Raw genomic sequence first — 15,445 nt, 5'->3', positions numbered from 1 at the left:
CCGCCAGGCATTTTAGGAGCAACACAATATGAGTTCAGCACCATTTCCAACTAACCCGGTAAACACGGCCATTGCTATTGCTTACCGCAATACGCGCTTAATTGCCGATGAAGTACTGCCGCGAGTGCCTGTAGATGGCACAGAGTTTAAGTACATGCTGCACAACCTGGCAGACGGTTTTACCGTGCCAGACACCAAGGTAAGCCGCAAAGGCCGGGTTAACCAGGTAGAGTTTAGCGCTACAGAAGAAACCGCCAGCACCGAAGATCATGGTCTGGATGCGCCGGTACCGCAAAGCGATATCGATAAAGCCAAAAATACTCCTGGCTACGACCCACTGGCCAAGGCAACCGAGCAGACTACTAACCTGATCATGCTTGACCGTGAAGTACGTACCAGCCAACTGGTATTTAATGCAGCAAGCTACGGAGCAAACAACAAGCTGACATTAAGTGGCACCAGCCAGTGGAGCCATGCCGATAGCAGCCCGTTACCGGTAATTACTGATGCACTGGACGACTGCATAATGCGGCCAAACATTGGTGTATGGGGCCGACGCACGTCGACCATGCTGCGCCGCCACCCAAAAATTGTAAAAGCCTATAACGGCACTTTGGGGGATGACGGCATGGTACCGCTGCAGTTTTTGGCAGATTTGCTTGAACTGGAAGCGATCTTTGTTGGTGAAGCCAAGTTAAACATTGCCCGCCCAGGGCAAGCAGCCAGCCTGGCACGGGTATGGGGCGGCCATGCTGCCTTTATCTATCGTGACCGCTTAGCTGATGCTAAGAGCGGTACTACCTTTGGCTTTACCGGTGAGTATGGTTCGCGAACATCCCGCAACGATTTTGACCGTAACATCGGCTTAAATGGCGGCCAAATGGTGCGCGTTGGTGAGCAGGTAAAAGAGCTTATCACTGCGCCGGACCTTGGCTTTTTCTTTGAGAACGCTGTAGCCGGCTAATACCTGGTAAAAGCACCTTTATAACAATGTCGGCGGCGCTACAACGCCGCCTGCAGGAGAGTGAAATGAAAAAAACTCAATATGTCGTGTTACTTGGCATGCAATTACTGCACAACAACGCGCGCTTAAAAGCAGGTGATCCGGTAGAGCTTACTGATGAAGAAGCGGAGCCACTGTTAGGTACAGTTGTTGCGCTACCAGAAGATGCCAAAGCAAAACTGGAGCAAGTAGTAACTGAACGCACTGCTGAAGTTGAAGAGTTACTGCAGCGGCAGCAACTGCAGCAACAGCAGTTAGACGAGCTGACACAGGCAAAAACTCAGCTGCTTGAAAAGAACAGCGCTTTGCAAGCGGATGTTCAGAGTAAGGCCAAGGCCATTGCCGAGCTGGAAGAAGCCCGCCAGCAAGCAGAGGCGGCGGCTAAGGCTGCTGCTGAAGCGCAGATTGCAGCAGAGGCTGAAGCTACCCGGCTGACCGCCGAGCTGCAAGCCGCTACTGCCAAAGCACCTGCTAAAGCAGACAGCAAACCTAAGTAAGGAGCTAATCATGGCCGAGCAGTTTACACAGCCAAAAATAACCGGGTATCGCCAGTTAAATGACGAAGAAGCCCAGTTAATGAATCTGGTTAAAGCGAAAGGCCAGGAGTTAGGCGCCTTGCTTAATAAAGTTGAAACCTACCTGGCTGCGCAGCGCCTTGATGCTGAGCGCGTAAGTGCCGGCCCGGAAGGTGCGGATAGTGATGCTGGTAAAGCTGAGTTAGCCCGCATCGATGCGGCGCAGCCTGGCCGCTGGTTGAACATTGGCCGCACTGATTTACAAACCGGTGTAATGGCTGTTGTTCGTGCCATTGCCCAACCTGGTGGGTTTTAACTATGTACATCAGTTTAGTGCAATTAGCCGCGCGCCCTGGTGTGCAGGAGCTGGCACAGGTGGCTACCCCGGCACAGTCGCGGGTAGTGAATGTTGAGCTAATGGCAGCATCGCTACTGGGGACTGACCGCAGTGCCTGGACAGCTGAGGAAATTGCCGTTGCTGATGCTGCCTTGGCACGCATTAACGACGCCATTGCAGATGCCGTAGCCATGATAGACGGCTTTTTGGGCCGCCGCGGTTACCTGCCGCTTAACCCGGTACCAAACATTGTTACCACCTGGTGCCGGGCCATTACCCGGTACTTTTTGCACCAGGACAGATTAAAGGCCGACGACAACGACACCATTACCCGCGACTACAAAGATGCGCAGCGGCTGCTGCAGTTAACGGCTGATGGCAAGTTTAGCCTGGGTGGTAATGATGAAGTGGTTACCACTGGTGCCGGCATGCCGGAATTTACCCAGGGCAGCACTACGTTTCGTGACGCGCTGAAGGATTATTGATGTTAGACACCGCACTGATTGAACAGCGCATACGTGACCAGGTACAGCTGCTGCAGTCCGTAGAGGGCGCAGCGGATTATGCCGCGGTGAAATCGCTGGGCTCTTTTAGAACGCCAAGCGCTTATGTGGTGCTGGTAGAAGAGCAAGGTAACCGGGATAAAACATCCCGCATGGTGCAGCAGATATCGGCTGTGTTCGGCGTCATTATCGCAGTGCGCAACTACCGCCAGGGCACAGGCGAAGATCAACTGGATGATGCCAGGAACATGGTTAAAGCAGTACGTACTGCGCTGGTTGGCTGGGGGCCTGCGTCCCGCGAGTTCCATGCCTGCGCCTGGCTGCAGGGTGATGTACTGGATTATGACGACAGCACGCTGCTTTGGTGTGATGTGTTTGAAACAACTTACTTTGTAAACGGAGCATGAAGATGACAAAGAAGCCTGAACCGGCCGCGGCGGATACCAATGCAGCCACTGATACCCCCGCGACAACTGAGCCGAAAAAAACGGCAACGGTTGTTAAAACCGATAACAGCAAAAATGGCTATCTGGCAGCACGCCGGGCAGCACGCGCTAAAGCGATGAAAGGAGCCAAGTAATGGGCGAGCGTATTTATGAGCAGGACACCTGTGTCCTTGGTGCGGTTGAAACCGTTTATGGTACCGACATTGCGCCTACGGCTGCAGCCAATGCCATGATGGTTTCAGTTGACTTGTCACTGCATGACGGTGATCAGGAGGACCTGGAATACGATGCCGGCCGCGGCGGTAGCAAAGGCGCAGTGCAACGTAATAAGCGCATTACCGGCAGTTTGACCGGTTATGTAGCAGGTAGTGGCGCGGTAGATACGCCGCCAGCCATTGCCCCGTTACTGCAAATGTGTGGCCTGGTGCCAACCATTACAGCCACTGAAAAAGTAGTGTACAGCCCGGTGTCAACCGACCACGACAGCTGCACTCTGCATATATTCCGCGGCAAAATTAAGCATGTGGCACTGGGTGTGCGCGCGAACCTGGAAATATCGCTGGGCCCGGACGCGCTGCCTAAGTTTACCTTTAACAACTTAATCGGATTGTTTGTAGATCCAACCCAGGTTGCAGCATTTCAGAATGCCGACTTCAGCCAGTTTGGGAACCCGCTGGTTACTGATCCGGTGTCTATCACCAAGATGAATTTGTTTGGCCAGGCCGTAAAAATGGCTTCTATGACATTTCGCCTGGGAAACACTGTTACTTACCGCGCGGTAACTAACGACGAGTCGGCGCAGATCACAGGGCGTAAACCGCAAGTGGAACTTACCTTTGAAGAGCCGTTAATTAACGACTTTAACTGGTGGGACAAGGTAAGCACTTACGGTGCCCTGGAATATCAGATCGGCGATGATGTAGCGGATATTGGCAAGATATTCGGCCTGGATATTCCTAACCTGCAGCTGCGCACACTCACCCCAACGATAATTGATGGTATTAGCCATTTGACTGCGGTGTGTGATGTGGTGCCTACCGCGCGGGATAACGACTTTACGATTACCTACCGCTGACACTGATAGCCAGGAGGTGGGCCTAGGAGCAGCCACCCTTTAAAGAGTGCGTCATAGCTTACTGGCTGAGTTAGTAGCAAAACTGTTTCATTCCGGCAAGGATGCCGCCCCTTCAACCATTTTTGAAAAAGAGTTTTACATTATGAAATTCGATATTAAAGCCCTTGCTAACCAACAGTTTAAAGCCTTGGTTACGGTGTCTATTCCAACTGAAGAGCTGGATAAAGATTTAGAGACTGTAAAAGCTAAAGCCCGCTTTATTGGTGTATTCCGTTGCTTACCGGTCGATGCTGCCATGAAACAGCTGGAAGAGCTGCAGAAGCTGCAGGAGAGCGGCGACCCAATGAAGTCTATTGCTGCGGCAGCAAAACAGATGGAGCAGTATTTTGTTGGTTTTGAGCCCGTACCAGGCGAAGAACTGCCATTTACCGCTGATGGCCAGGCACTACAAAGCAATGTTGACAATATCCGGGTACTGCTAAACACCAAAGATGTCCGCGACGCCGTTCAGCAAACATGGCAAGACGCCCGCAATAAGGATCTGCTGGCAAAAAACTCCAGGAAGTAGCGCGCTGGTGGGCATCTGGCCGGTCAGCAACCGACGCCAGGCGAACCGCAGAAGCTGCAGAGGCAGCCGGTGCGCCGCCTGAAGTGGTGCAGCAGATAATATCGGCGCGTAGTAATAGCCCCGATATTCAACCCGCCAATCAGCTGATCGTTCATGTGTTTTTTAAAGCGGCTACGCAGTGGAACTATGCCGGCATGGCCGGCGCGAAAACAGGGCTGAATTATCAGTCCTTAGAGTTACGGGCCAGCAAGATACCAGAGTATGCGGGCCTGACTCTTGAGTTACAAAACAGAGTATGGGACGGCGTTCAGGTGATGGAATCTGAATGCTTAACAGTGTGGAATCAGCAGAGTAAACAGGCCAAATGAGTGATTTAGCGTTAGCAATAAAACTGACTACTGAAGGCGGCCAGATTGTCGTTAAAGAGCTTACGCAAATTGGTACCGCTGCTGGCAACACCAATAAAGCGTTAACTGCGACTGACCCTGCAGGTAAAGCAGCTGGCAGCGGGCTTACTGCTGCCTCTGCTGGTGCCGCTACGCTAAACACCCATATGAAAACCTTGTTGCAAACGGTTGGCGTGGTAGCCGGTGGCTTAAGTGCTATGGCCCTTATTGACAAGGGTGACGAATGGGGCCAGTACGCGGCCCGTATTCGCAAAGCTACAAAAGACACTGACGAATATAGCTATGTGCAGCAGCGCATGGTTAGCTCTGCTAACGACACCTTCCGGGCCATTAACGAAACCAAAGAAAGCTTTATTCAGATGTCGCCAATACTGCGCGACATGGGCTACCAGCTAAGCCAGAGCATTGATATTGTCGACTCATTTAGCTCGCAACTGGTGATAAACGCGGCAAACTCTGAGCGGGCATCCTCCGCCCAGGCGGCCCTGGCCAAGAGCATACAGGCTGGCAAAATTGACGCCGACGCCTGGCAGACCATTTTTGGTGTAATGCCGTCTATCCTGGATAACATCACCGCGGCCACCGGTAAAACCGGTACCGAGATACGCCAGCTAGGTGTTACCGGCAAGCTGAGTATTACCGACCTAACCAACGCGCTGCTACAAAGCTACGAAGATAATCGCAAAGCGGTTGAAGCCATGCCGACGACTGTGCGCGATGCGCTGCAATCACTTAATACCGTATTTTCTGAGTACATCGGCTGGCAGAACGAAGCAAAAGGCGTTACCGCTGGGATGGCAGATGGCATTGTATTTCTGGCCGAGCATTTTGATAGCCTGGTTAAAGTCGTTGGTGTAACAGCCGGTGGTGCTTTATTGGGTTATGCTGTACAGGCAGGCATTGCGACAAAAGCCACCGTAGCAAAAATGATGGCAGCTCAGGCAGCGACCGCTCAAGAACTACGCCTTGCACAAGCGCAAGTAATTCAGGCCAAAGAAACACTGGTACAAGCTGCCGTAATGGCCAGAGCCACAGGCGCACATGCTCAGGCAACTGTCGCCGCGGAAGCATATAGAACCGCTGTAACACGTCTTACTGCAGCCCAGGCCGCACACACTACGGTCGCCCGCGGAATGCTGGGTGTGCTGGGTGGGCCTGCAGGTTTGGCGCTAATAGCTGGCGTTGCTGCGATCTCGTTTTTATCATTTAGCTCTTCGGCTGATGACGTTAAAGCCTCTTTGCAGGAGCTAGAGCAGCCGTTTGATTCATTAATTAAAAAGTTTAAAGCATTCAATAACGACCAAAAAGCCGCAGCTTTGATCAAATGGGGCGACGCGGAAAGAGAGGCTGTTTCTCAAGCAAACAAAGCATTTGACGACTTGCTGGGGCGTTACGCTGGTGTAATGAGAGCATCCGTCGGTTTTGGTGAATCACTCAATCTGGCTAATCAACTGCGTGAAGCTAAAGCTGCTGGTGAAGATTTAACGCCAATTTTGGAGCGTGTTGGTGCAGAAGCTGGTGTATCACCTGAGCGCATTCAAGAATGGATTAAACTGGCCGGTGCTTACGCCGACAACAAAGCGGCTGCTGAACAAGCTGCGAAAGCAATAGCAGCCGTTAAAGCCGCCAGCGGTGGGCCTGATCCAGTCGACGCCAACCCCAATCTGCCTACTGAAGAGAACAAAGAATTAGAAAAAGCGCTGCTGGGTGTGTACAACGCCCAGCTGCTTAATGCCACTGCAGTTGATGCCTACGGTGCATCGTTAGATGGTATTAATCTGGAGTTATTCAAAGCCCAGTTTATTGAAGTAACTAAGCTGCCGGCAGACGCTGCAGCCTCTATCCGTAAGTACGCAGCTGAAGCCCTGGCTGCAGAAAAGAACCTGGACATTAGCACGCACATTACACAACTGCAGCAAGAGATTGGTTTGCTGGATATTCGCCTGGCCCAGGGCGAGCAAGAGTACGAACTGCAAAAAGCCCTGGCACAATTTACCGGTGCTGATCCTGCCCGGTTAGCCGCCCTGCAGGCTGAACTGGCATTGATGCAGAAAAAGCAGTTGATATTGGCTGACCGTACCACCCTGGCCAGCCTGACGAAAGAGAACGACTTGCTTATTGTGCGCCTTGCCCACGGCGAAAAAGAGTACGAGATCCAAAAGGCCCTGGCGGCATTAAAAGGCAAAGACCCTGCAGTATTAAAAGCCATAGAGGCAGAGCTGCGTTTACGCCAGCAGCTTAACGAACAGATTAAAACCAGCGAAGACATTGCCAGCGGCGCCTTTAGCCAGGCACTGGATGATATGACGGCACTAAGCAGTGCTGGCCAGTCTTTTGGTGATGCGTTAACGCAAGCATTTGGCAATGTTGCACAGCAGATAGATAGCATGACTGCAGCCCAAATTAGCTACAACCGGCAGTTGGAAGAGCTGGCCATACATAAAAAGTCGGTACAAGCGCTATCTGAACGTGACCCGAAACGAGCTAAGGAACTGCTGACCATTCAGCAAACCGAAGCTAGGCTGGGCAAAGAGTATTTTCAAACACAAATGGGCCAGTTTGCAGCACTAAGCGGTGCAGCTAGCCAGATGTTTGGTGCGCAAAGCAAAGAGCGTGAGAAGTTACACAAGTTGGAACAGACATTTGCCGTTGTAGAAATTGCACTGTCAATGCAGCGCGCCGCGGCTAATGCCCTGGCAGCTATTGCCAATCAGGGCAGCGGTGACCCTTATACAGCTTTCGCCCGGATTGCCGCTATGGCTGCAATTATGGCCGGCTTAGGGCTGTTCAGTGGTTCGGCTTCAGGCAATGCCAATATCAGCGCAGACCGCCAGGCCAGCCAGGGTACCGGCACAGTACTGGGTGACTCAGATGCGAAATCTGAATCTATCGCAAATACGTTGGACCGCATTGAGTCGCTGGAGCTAGATCAGTACGTTGAGCTGCGCGAGATTAACGCCAACATTAAATCGTTGTCTGCCGGCATTGCTAACCTCGCCGTTAGCCTGGTGGGCAACTTTGGTAAGTTTAACGAGCAAAACTACGATGGCCAGCTGGGCACGGTTAAGAGTTTTGGCAACCAGGCGTTTGTTGATTTTACCCATAAGTTAGATCAGTTAAGCGGCGGCATTGTGGGTGCTGTCGATAAGCTATTAGGTGGTGCGTTGTCAGGCATCGCCGGCAGCATTATTGGCGGTATCAGCAAAACCACCAAAAAGTTGGTAGACAGCGGCATCGCCTTTAAAGCCCAAGAACTGGGCGACATATTAGCCACTGGCCTGGTTGATGGAAGCTACTACAACGTAATTGAAACTACAAAGCGCAAGCTTTGGGGCTTGAGCAAAAAGACCAAACAAAGCACCGAATACACCGACCTGGACAATGCCCTGGAGGCGGAGTTTGGCCGTATTTTTGCGTCTATCGGTAATTCAATTACCGATGCTGTAGACCTGCTGGGCCTGGACACCAGCAAGCTTTTAGAAAACTTTGTTATTGACCTGCCGGCGTTGAGTTTTAAAGACCTGAGCGGCGACGAGATACAAGCCGAGCTGGAAGCGATATTTAGCGCCCAGGCTGACCTGATGGTGCAGTACCTGGTACCGGCCATTGGTGAATACCAGCAAATGGGCGAAGGGCTTTACGAGACGCTTATCCGCGTTGCCCAGGAGCAAGCCGTATTTAATGCCCAGTTGGATGCGCTGGGCTTATCGCTGGGTGATTTAAGTGCCGCGCTGCGCATCGATGTGGCGCAAAGCATTATTGAGCTGATGGGCGGCGTTGAAGCGTTCCGGGATTTAACCAACCAATACTTTGCTAGTTTTTACAGTGAAACAGAGCAGTTTGATTACTTAAGCAAGACCGTTGCCCAGGCGTTTGCAAGCATGGGCCTGGCGGTGCCAGGTGCACGCGATGAATTTAAAGCCCTGGTGGACAGCCTGGATTTAACGACCGAGGCCGGCCAGGAACTGTTTGCCCAACTAATGCAACTGGTACCGGGGCTTGCTGAATATTTTAAAGCCATGGATAAGCAGGCTGATGCCGCTGAAAAGGCGGCTGAAGCTGAGCAGAAACTGGCTGAGCAGCGTGCTGGTTTTTCAGATGGATTTGAGAAGGAACTGCAGCGCCTGGACATGACGCCAATGCAGCGCAGCCTGGACGATTTGCAGGGCTGGTATGATGAACAGATAGCGATAGCCGAAGAGCTGGGCGCGGAAACGGTGTTTTTAGAGCGCTTATACGCCCGTAAGCGCAGCGACATTATTAATGCCGAGTTGGCCCAGTTGGTAAACAGTATTGCGGCTGTTAGCAACACTATTGCTAAGAGCATTCTGGACATTCAGCGCAGCAGCGCCGACTGGAACGAAGCGGATTATCAGAACGGCCAGGTTAACGACTTGCAAAGCCAGTTAGGTGTTGGCGACACAGCACAGCAAATAAAGGCCATTGAGCAATTGCAGGCGGCTATTATGCTCCGCTACAGCGCGGAGCAAGCTGCGCTTAACGCCCTGGCCGCGCAGCAACAGTCTGTTATTGATGCGCTTAAATCATCCTATTCGCAGCTGGTTAGCAGCATTCAGTCTGCCAGTAGCAGCATTGCCAGCAGCATTTTGGATATTCAACGCCAGGGCGCAGGTTGGAACGAAGTGGGCTACCAGTCTGGCCAGATAAACGACCTACGCAGCCAGTTGGGCCTGGGCAGTACTGCTGACCAGGTAAACACCATTACACAGCTGCAAGCCGCTATTAATGGCCGTTACCAGGCTGAGGTTGCCGCCAACAAACAGCTGCAGGACGCCGCAAACCAGCGCTACCAAACCGAATTGGCCGCCAGCCAGGCCATGCGCCAGGCTGCGCAGCAGCTGCTGCAAGCGGCGGACGCGTTGCTGCTATCTGATGCCAGCCCTGAATTGCTGGGTACGCAATTAACCGAGGCGAAAAACCAGTTTGATAAGTTGCTGGCCGCGGCCCGTGGCGGTGATGCCGATGCAGCACGGCAGTTGCAGCAGGTTGGTGGCAGTTACCTGAACATTGCCAAGGATTATTACGCCCAGGGCAGTGACGAATATGCCGATATATTTAACCAGATCCAAAGTGCTTACCGCGGCATTGGCGCAGCCGCACCGGGTGAGCCTGCTGTGCCGGCAGAAGTGCGCCAGTATCAGCAGCGTGATGCGCAGTTACAGCAAGCGGCTATTGACGAGCTGACTGGCCTGCAGGTGCTGTTGGATGAACTGGAAAAACAAGCCGCGGCCGAGCATGAAAAGCAGTTAGCAGAAGCTGAAGCAGCACTGGCCGCTTACCAGGCTGATACGTTGGCCCTGCAGCAAAGCACTATTGACGAGCTAAGCGGCTTGCAAGTGCTGTTGGCTGAGCTGGAAGCCCAGGCGGCAGCCGATTTAGCCACTCAAACAACGGCTATTACCGCCGCGGTGCAAAGTGCCGCTGTCGACGTTACTACCGCTATAGCAGCCATACCGGCACCCGTTATTGTGGTACCACCGGCACCAGTGGATGCATCAACGGGTAAAACTGGCCCGGTGGTAACGGACACTGGTGCGGGCCGCAATGATGACCTGCTAAACGAGTTGCAAAAGCAGCGTGATGACGCAGCAAAACAAAACTCTGAGTTAGTAAGAGAACTGAGCCGGATGCGTAACGAGCTAACGCGCACTCAAGACCTGGTTTACTCATCTAAGAGGATCGCCTAATGTTTAGCGAATGGCTAAAAACACCAGGTGTTGACCGCTGCTATATAATAGAGGCGGACTACCTGCTGGCTGGCGAACTGCACACGCTGCGCCGCAGTACACACCCGTTCCGCACCGGTGCATCTGACACACCAGCGCTAACCCCTTACCCGGACACAATACTGGCGCTGCCAGAGTTCGATCGGGAAATGTCTGAGGCGTTTATTGGTACCAGCCGCATTGCCGTGGGTGAGCTGGAGTTATTTTTAGATGATGAACTGCTGCAGCTGATTGAAACGGCCGTATTTGGCGGGCAACAGCTGCGTATGTACTGCGGCGATGCACGTTGGCAACTGGCGCAGTTTGGTCAGATTTTAGTAGCACAGATTGAACGCGTAGAAGCCAACAGCTATGACACCGCGCAGCTGACATTTAAAGACCGTTCCGCATTATTCAGCCAGAACATTCAACCTAACACCATCGCTACCGGCCCCAATGCCGGCAAACCGGTACCGCTATGCTTTGGCCAGTGTTTTAACGTATCGGCTGTGCTGATTGACCCGGTAACCAAAAAGTACCATGTACATGACGGCGCAGTAAGCGCCATTACTGCAGTACGTGAAAACGGCATGCCCATTAGCTTTACTGCTGACTTGGCCACCGGCACTTTTACCCTGGCGCTTAATGCTAAGGGCCGGGTAACTGCGGATGTGCAAGGCGCAGTTGTCGGCGGGCTTTATTTGTCGACCGCAGATCAGCTGATTGACTACCTGGTTACCGATGTGATGGGCCTGCCAGCTCCGGTCGGGGCCCCGCTGCCGGCATACACGCTGGGGCTGTATATCACTAAAGATAAAACCGTTACTGCTGTATTGGATGAGATTGCCGCCAGCGTAGGCGCAGCGTGGTTTTTCAACCGAGTTAACCAGGTAGTGTTAACCCACTTTAATGGGTTGAATGCAGCAGTCGACGTGTTAAGCCCGGACGATATTGAGGACGATAGCTTACTACCGGTTCGGCGTATCACGCCGGCTAAATCGGTAACGGTGGGCTATCAGCGCAACTGGACACCGCAGGCCGACGGACTGGCGGGTGTAATACGCGAAACCGAACCAGAGCTTGCCACACTTTACGAACAAACCGAAAGCCTGGCAGTAATCGAAACTGCAGGTATAAGCGCAACTTACCCGGACGCGGTCGACATTATTGTCAGCACCTTAATTGCCTTTGAAGCCGATGCACAAATAGAAGCGCAGCGCCGGGCAACTATAGCCAGTGTGCCGCGGCGGGTATTTGAATTGTCCGCTTTCGCCGCCCCTTTTGCGATGCAGTTGGGGCAGACAATAACAGTGGATTACCCGCAGTACTTCGCCTACGGCCAGCAAGCCATGATCGTTCGGCTGACTGACTTGCCGGCGGATAACAGCGTTAGATTAGAGGTATGGCGCTAATGAAACCATTACGCATGTTAGTAAAAAATCTGTGGGATGACGCCACATTAACAGTGGCCACCGGCGCGCCGGTACCGACGCTGCCGCTTGAACACTCGCAAACCTATGGCCGTAGTAAAACTGCCGCTATCACGCCAGATGAAACGGGTTTGTCTGTTACTGCCTTTGACTGCCCGGAGCTGACATTAGCCAGTGGCCTTGTGCTGTACCGGCATTGGCTGAGCAACATCGCGCAGTGGCGACTGGAGCTGTTTGACGAACCAGGTCTTGCAGGCAACTGCGTTTTAGATTCTGCCCTGGTTGAATGCACGCCCACTAAAACCCTGGGCGAAATAGATTGGCTTGTTGACCCCCTGGTTAGCAGCGTATTCGATAACTGGCCACATAAGTACAGCCAGCTGTGGTTTGATGCGGTGTTTTTTCAGTCTGGCCGTATCACGATACAGGACACTGAAGCCCGCGACGGCCTGCACGAATTTGACCGCATTTACCTGGGGCAAGTGTTCAGCCCGACGTTCAATTTTAGCTATGGCCATCAGCATCAATGGCTAAGTAGTGAGGCGCAGCGCAAAACGTCTGCCGGCAGCACCTTTGCTACGGCCCGCCAGCGCTACCGCCAGCTTACGTTTAGCCTGGACTATTTAAGCGAGCTGGAGCGGCCGCACCTGAGCAACGCTATTGCCCACGTTGGTATAGCCAAAGACTGGTTTATCAGCATGTTCCCTGAGCACGGCGGGCAGAAAGAAATTGAGTACGCGATGGCCTGCAAATTCACAACAAACCCGGAATTGACCGGCACCTTTTTTAATAACTACACAGCACCCCTTCAGGTGCAGGAGGCATGATGTCAGAGCCAATTCCATTGCCCAATGTTAGCTTTAATGTTGGCGACAGAGGGGGGGATTATTTCACTAAGCTGCAGCTACTGGCAGCAGCAGTTAATAGCAGCATAGCGGCCTACAACGCAGCTGTTGCTGCTGGCACAGATGCCAGTGGCTATGTTCAACAAATTGAATTAATACAGGCTGAAATCAACACTGCAATGGTTACGGCGATGCTGGACATCGCGGCAATTCGTGCCGACACGTTGGCCATTGCGGAAGCGGCGTTCTCTGATGCATTGGCATTACCAGTAATCGTGGCGGCAGATGGCAGTTACACCATTGCAGACCATACGCCAGCTGTAGAAATTGTGTGTTTGGGATCTGCGACTATTACATTCCCCACAGCACCGTTTGCGGCTGCTAAATATGTTGTCAAATCAACTGGCAAGAATGCAGTAGTTAATGGCGTTTTAGGCGCTGGGCATCAAATAACAGATAGCGACGGTGTGCTGCACGACAGTTTCACCATCGAGGGGTTATATCAATTAGACGTGCACTGGCTGGGTGCCGGTTTATACAGAGGATTTTGACATGGTTGCTAAGTTTAAAAGTGCTTTCGGCGTGCCTGTTGGAGGCATAGCGCGTTTCGCTAGTGCACTTCCTATCGATCTTGAGGTGGACGGGCAAAAGTTCATTAAGAACGGTTACGCCGTTACTTCTGGTTTCGATGCGACACGCTTAGATATAAAAAAATTTGATGGTGTTAATTGGTTCCAAGCTGCCATTACTGAACCGCCGTATACGAATCGCGCTGTCTCAGTTAATGGGGACACTTGGTTGTCAGCTACCTCTGCCGCCGCTGTAAATAGGAGTGTAGACAATGGATTGACATGGTCTTCCGTAGGAATTCCTGGTGGTTCAAATCCTGTGGAGTTTGTAGCAGGTAGTCGAGGATTAATTTTCTTAGCTGCTCTTTCTTTAGCAGGGCACTTGGCGCGCAGCACAAATAATGGTGCTTCGTTTACTACAATCAACCCTGGTACATCTCAACAGATCTACTCAGCTGACTTCAGTAAATCTGGTGGGGTGGCACTGATATGCGGTACTAACAACACTCTGCGTCGCAGTACAGACAGTGGTGCGACTTTTCCTACAGCTATAGATTCAGGGTTCTCTGGTTATAACAATACACATATAAAATGCGGTAAAAACGATACTTGGTTAATGGCAGGCGGTATAAACCAAATTTCACGTAGTGTAGATAATGGATTGACTTGGTCAGTTCTTCCTACTTCTTTCGGCGGCTCATCTATCCAGCACATCGCCACGGATTACAATGAAACTTGGATGGTTGCAGCCGGAGGTAGACTTTACCGAAGCTTAGATGATGGATTGAACTGGACTCAGCTCACTAATGTACCGTTAGGTGCTGTAAACGGCATAGAAGGTTCAATCGACGGGTTATTTATTGCTTCTCATCATATCAACTTAAGTTACCGAACATTTGATAACGGCGAAACGTGGTCGCTTGTCGATAAACCCACAGATCAAGTAAATAACTTAACACGTTTGATCAAGGCTAGTGATAACGGCACTTGGTTCTTGGCTTCCACTTCACCATCCAGCGGTTGCATCATTTCAAATAGAGGTGTTGGGGTTACGCGCTTAACGCAACACGATTACTTAAGGTACTTATAATGGACAGAATAATTAGCTTCGCAGACAGGACTACCTCGGACGTTCGTACAATCTGTACAGTAGAAAATATCGGACTACAGCTGGCAGGCCAACCCGCTACAGCGTTCAATGGCATTTATTTCTGCAACCCGGAGGACACTTTGTCTATCAGTGCCGAAATACATCAGGATGGTGTCATAAGATCAGACCTGTCTCTGCCTTTTACCATCAAAATGCCCATTGTGCGTCACGCAAACGGTCAGCCGACCGATGATGAGATTTATCTCAACGTAACGTTAGCCAATGGTGTGATGACAACAACTGGCAGCATACCTCGTAGCGGTGACTGGAAAATATTGACTAGCCGTAACAACGATGCGCTGAATGTTATTGGTGCAAATTGGAAGTTAGACACGCCAGACGTGACGTTTATAGCGTAAGGGGATAATAATGCTGCAGTTAGCGTTTTACAGAGGGCGTAAGCGTGTTGCAAACAGATTAATTGCAGACCTTACTGACGGGCCATACTCCCATGTTGAGCTGATACTTGAGCGCTACGCGAATGGTTGGGCGCTATGCGTATCAGCGAGCATGATGGATGGCGGCGTCAGAATAAAGCTAATTGATATCAGCACCTCTAACTGGGTGCATTTAACAGTCGATACCGGGGCTACAATCGCAGATGCGTGGGAGTGGTTCTGGCGACACTGCGCAGCTAAATACGATTACCCAGGCGCATTACGTTATAAGCTGAAGTTCTTGAAACAAGATCCAAAGAAGAAGTACTGCAGCGAAGCGATCAGCGAGATATTGAAACTGACTAGGTCAAACCATCCTAACGGACTGTTCGACGACCTGCAGCAGTATGTGATAATTTGAAACTGTCTTTCACGATGCGAAAAGATTAATTTTCGCATTTATCGCAACTTTAGGGCGCTAATTTTCGCGCGCG

The 15,445-nt window shown here is 51.7% G+C and carries 16 protein-coding genes and 1 other annotated feature; all 16 genes read left to right on the top strand.

The features are described 5' to 3' along the window. Positions 1 to 28: 28 nt before the first annotated feature. The 16 genes from ACYVIC_RS14250 to ACYVIC_RS14175 all read left to right on the top strand — a co-directional run bounded on the left by ACYVIC_RS14250 (position 29) and on the right by ACYVIC_RS14175 (position 15,372). Positions 29 to 964 carry a phage capsid protein gene (locus ACYVIC_RS14250; protein WP_460861002.1) on the top strand — a complete coding sequence of 312 codons (936 nt, stop codon included), beginning with the start codon at positions 29 to 31 and terminating at the stop codon, positions 962 to 964. Positions 965 to 1,029: 65 nt separating this feature from the next. After that, on the top strand, positions 1,030 to 1,500 hold the full coding sequence (locus ACYVIC_RS14245) for a hypothetical protein (RefSeq protein WP_460861000.1): 471 nt from the start codon (positions 1,030 to 1,032) through the stop codon (positions 1,498 to 1,500). 10 nt (positions 1,501 to 1,510) lie between these two features. After that, a complete protein-coding gene (locus ACYVIC_RS14240; protein WP_460860999.1) occupies positions 1,511 to 1,834 on the top strand; it encodes an Acb2/Tad1 domain-containing protein in 324 nt (107 codons plus the stop codon). Between the two features lie 2 nt (positions 1,835 to 1,836). Next, complete coding sequence (locus tag ACYVIC_RS14235; protein ID WP_460860997.1) at positions 1,837 to 2,340, top strand: gp436 family protein; 504 nt, start codon at positions 1,837 to 1,839, stop codon at positions 2,338 to 2,340. Beyond that, positions 2,340 to 2,765 carry a phage tail terminator protein gene (locus ACYVIC_RS14230; RefSeq protein WP_460860996.1) on the top strand — a complete coding sequence of 142 codons (426 nt, stop codon included), beginning with the start codon at positions 2,340 to 2,342 and terminating at the stop codon, positions 2,763 to 2,765. Before ACYVIC_RS14235 ends, ACYVIC_RS14230 begins: the two co-directional genes overlap by 1 nt. 2 nt (positions 2,766 to 2,767) lie before the next feature. Then, entirely contained in the window at positions 2,768 to 2,938 is a 171-nt protein-coding gene (locus tag ACYVIC_RS14225) for a hypothetical protein (protein ID WP_460860994.1), read from the top strand. Continuing rightward, positions 2,938 to 3,879 (top strand): phage tail tube protein, encoded by a 942-nt coding sequence (locus ACYVIC_RS14220; protein ID WP_460860992.1) that lies wholly within the window; start codon positions 2,938 to 2,940, stop codon positions 3,877 to 3,879. The genes ACYVIC_RS14225 and ACYVIC_RS14220 overlap by 1 nt, the downstream gene beginning before the upstream one ends. Further along, positions 3,876 to 3,953: a sequence feature (23S ribosomal RNA rRNA prediction is too short), on the top strand. (Overlaps the previous gene by 4 nt.) A gap of 68 nt (positions 3,954 to 4,021) precedes the next feature. Further along, positions 4,022 to 4,447 carry a hypothetical protein gene (locus ACYVIC_RS14215; RefSeq protein ID WP_460860990.1) on the top strand — a complete coding sequence of 142 codons (426 nt, stop codon included), beginning with the start codon at positions 4,022 to 4,024 and terminating at the stop codon, positions 4,445 to 4,447. 83 nt (positions 4,448 to 4,530) lie between these two features. Then, entirely contained in the window at positions 4,531 to 4,815 is a 285-nt protein-coding gene (locus ACYVIC_RS14210) for a DUF1799 domain-containing protein (RefSeq protein ID WP_460860988.1), read from the top strand. Beyond that, a complete protein-coding gene (locus ACYVIC_RS14205; protein WP_460860987.1) occupies positions 4,812 to 10,562 on the top strand; it encodes a tape measure protein in 5,751 nt (1,916 codons plus the stop codon). Before ACYVIC_RS14210 ends, ACYVIC_RS14205 begins: the two co-directional genes overlap by 4 nt. Further along, positions 10,562 to 11,992 carry a hypothetical protein gene (locus tag ACYVIC_RS14200; RefSeq protein WP_460860985.1) on the top strand — a complete coding sequence of 477 codons (1,431 nt, stop codon included), beginning with the start codon at positions 10,562 to 10,564 and terminating at the stop codon, positions 11,990 to 11,992. Before ACYVIC_RS14205 ends, ACYVIC_RS14200 begins: the two co-directional genes overlap by 1 nt. Continuing rightward, complete coding sequence (locus ACYVIC_RS14195; RefSeq protein ID WP_460860983.1) at positions 11,992 to 12,837, top strand: hypothetical protein; 846 nt, start codon at positions 11,992 to 11,994, stop codon at positions 12,835 to 12,837. Before ACYVIC_RS14200 ends, ACYVIC_RS14195 begins: the two co-directional genes overlap by 1 nt. Next, positions 12,837 to 13,406 (top strand): hypothetical protein, encoded by a 570-nt coding sequence (locus ACYVIC_RS14190; protein ID WP_460860982.1) that lies wholly within the window; start codon positions 12,837 to 12,839, stop codon positions 13,404 to 13,406. Before ACYVIC_RS14195 ends, ACYVIC_RS14190 begins: the two co-directional genes overlap by 1 nt. Before the next feature lies 1 nt (position 13,407). Further along, entirely contained in the window at positions 13,408 to 14,514 is a 1,107-nt protein-coding gene (locus tag ACYVIC_RS14185; protein ID WP_460860980.1) for a WD40/YVTN/BNR-like repeat-containing protein, read from the top strand. Further along, entirely contained in the window at positions 14,514 to 14,933 is a 420-nt protein-coding gene (locus ACYVIC_RS14180) for a hypothetical protein (protein WP_460860978.1), read from the top strand. Before ACYVIC_RS14185 ends, ACYVIC_RS14180 begins: the two co-directional genes overlap by 1 nt. Before the next feature lie 10 nt (positions 14,934 to 14,943). Beyond that, positions 14,944 to 15,372: a hypothetical protein gene (locus ACYVIC_RS14175; RefSeq protein ID WP_460860977.1), complete on the top strand. Its 429-nt coding sequence runs from the start codon at positions 14,944 to 14,946 to the stop codon at positions 15,370 to 15,372. Positions 15,373 to 15,445 lie beyond the last annotated feature (73 nt).

The sequence above is a fragment of the Rheinheimera gaetbuli genome (assembly GCF_054781935.1).
This window is presented reverse-complemented; position numbering and strand designations above follow the sequence as displayed.

Bases quoted from the DNA above. Each gene is read 5' to 3' on its own strand.
- ACYVIC_RS14175 (WP_460860977.1), top strand. From the start codon at position 14,944: ATGCTGCAGTTAGCGTTTTACAGAGGGCGTAAGCGTGTTGCAAACAGA.
- ACYVIC_RS14180 (WP_460860978.1), top strand. From the start codon at position 14,514: ATGGACAGAATAATTAGCTTCGCAGACAGGACTACCTCGGACGTTCGT.
- ACYVIC_RS14200 (WP_460860985.1), top strand. From the start codon at position 10,562: ATGTTTAGCGAATGGCTAAAAACACCAGGTGTTGACCGCTGCTATATA.
- ACYVIC_RS14185 (WP_460860980.1), top strand. From the start codon at position 13,408: ATGGTTGCTAAGTTTAAAAGTGCTTTCGGCGTGCCTGTTGGAGGCATA.
- ACYVIC_RS14215 (WP_460860990.1), top strand. From the start codon at position 4,022: ATGAAATTCGATATTAAAGCCCTTGCTAACCAACAGTTTAAAGCCTTG.
- ACYVIC_RS14240 (WP_460860999.1), top strand. From the start codon at position 1,511: ATGGCCGAGCAGTTTACACAGCCAAAAATAACCGGGTATCGCCAGTTA.
- ACYVIC_RS14245 (WP_460861000.1), top strand. From the start codon at position 1,030: ATGAAAAAAACTCAATATGTCGTGTTACTTGGCATGCAATTACTGCAC.
- ACYVIC_RS14190 (WP_460860982.1), top strand. From the start codon at position 12,837: ATGTCAGAGCCAATTCCATTGCCCAATGTTAGCTTTAATGTTGGCGAC.
- ACYVIC_RS14195 (WP_460860983.1), top strand. From the start codon at position 11,992: ATGAAACCATTACGCATGTTAGTAAAAAATCTGTGGGATGACGCCACA.
- ACYVIC_RS14205 (WP_460860987.1), top strand. From the start codon at position 4,812: ATGAGTGATTTAGCGTTAGCAATAAAACTGACTACTGAAGGCGGCCAG.
- ACYVIC_RS14220 (WP_460860992.1), top strand. From the start codon at position 2,938: ATGGGCGAGCGTATTTATGAGCAGGACACCTGTGTCCTTGGTGCGGTT.
- ACYVIC_RS14235 (WP_460860997.1), top strand. From the start codon at position 1,837: ATGTACATCAGTTTAGTGCAATTAGCCGCGCGCCCTGGTGTGCAGGAG.
- ACYVIC_RS14250 (WP_460861002.1), top strand. From the start codon at position 29: ATGAGTTCAGCACCATTTCCAACTAACCCGGTAAACACGGCCATTGCT.
- ACYVIC_RS14230 (WP_460860996.1), top strand. From the start codon at position 2,340: ATGTTAGACACCGCACTGATTGAACAGCGCATACGTGACCAGGTACAG.
- ACYVIC_RS14225 (WP_460860994.1), top strand. From the start codon at position 2,768: ATGACAAAGAAGCCTGAACCGGCCGCGGCGGATACCAATGCAGCCACT.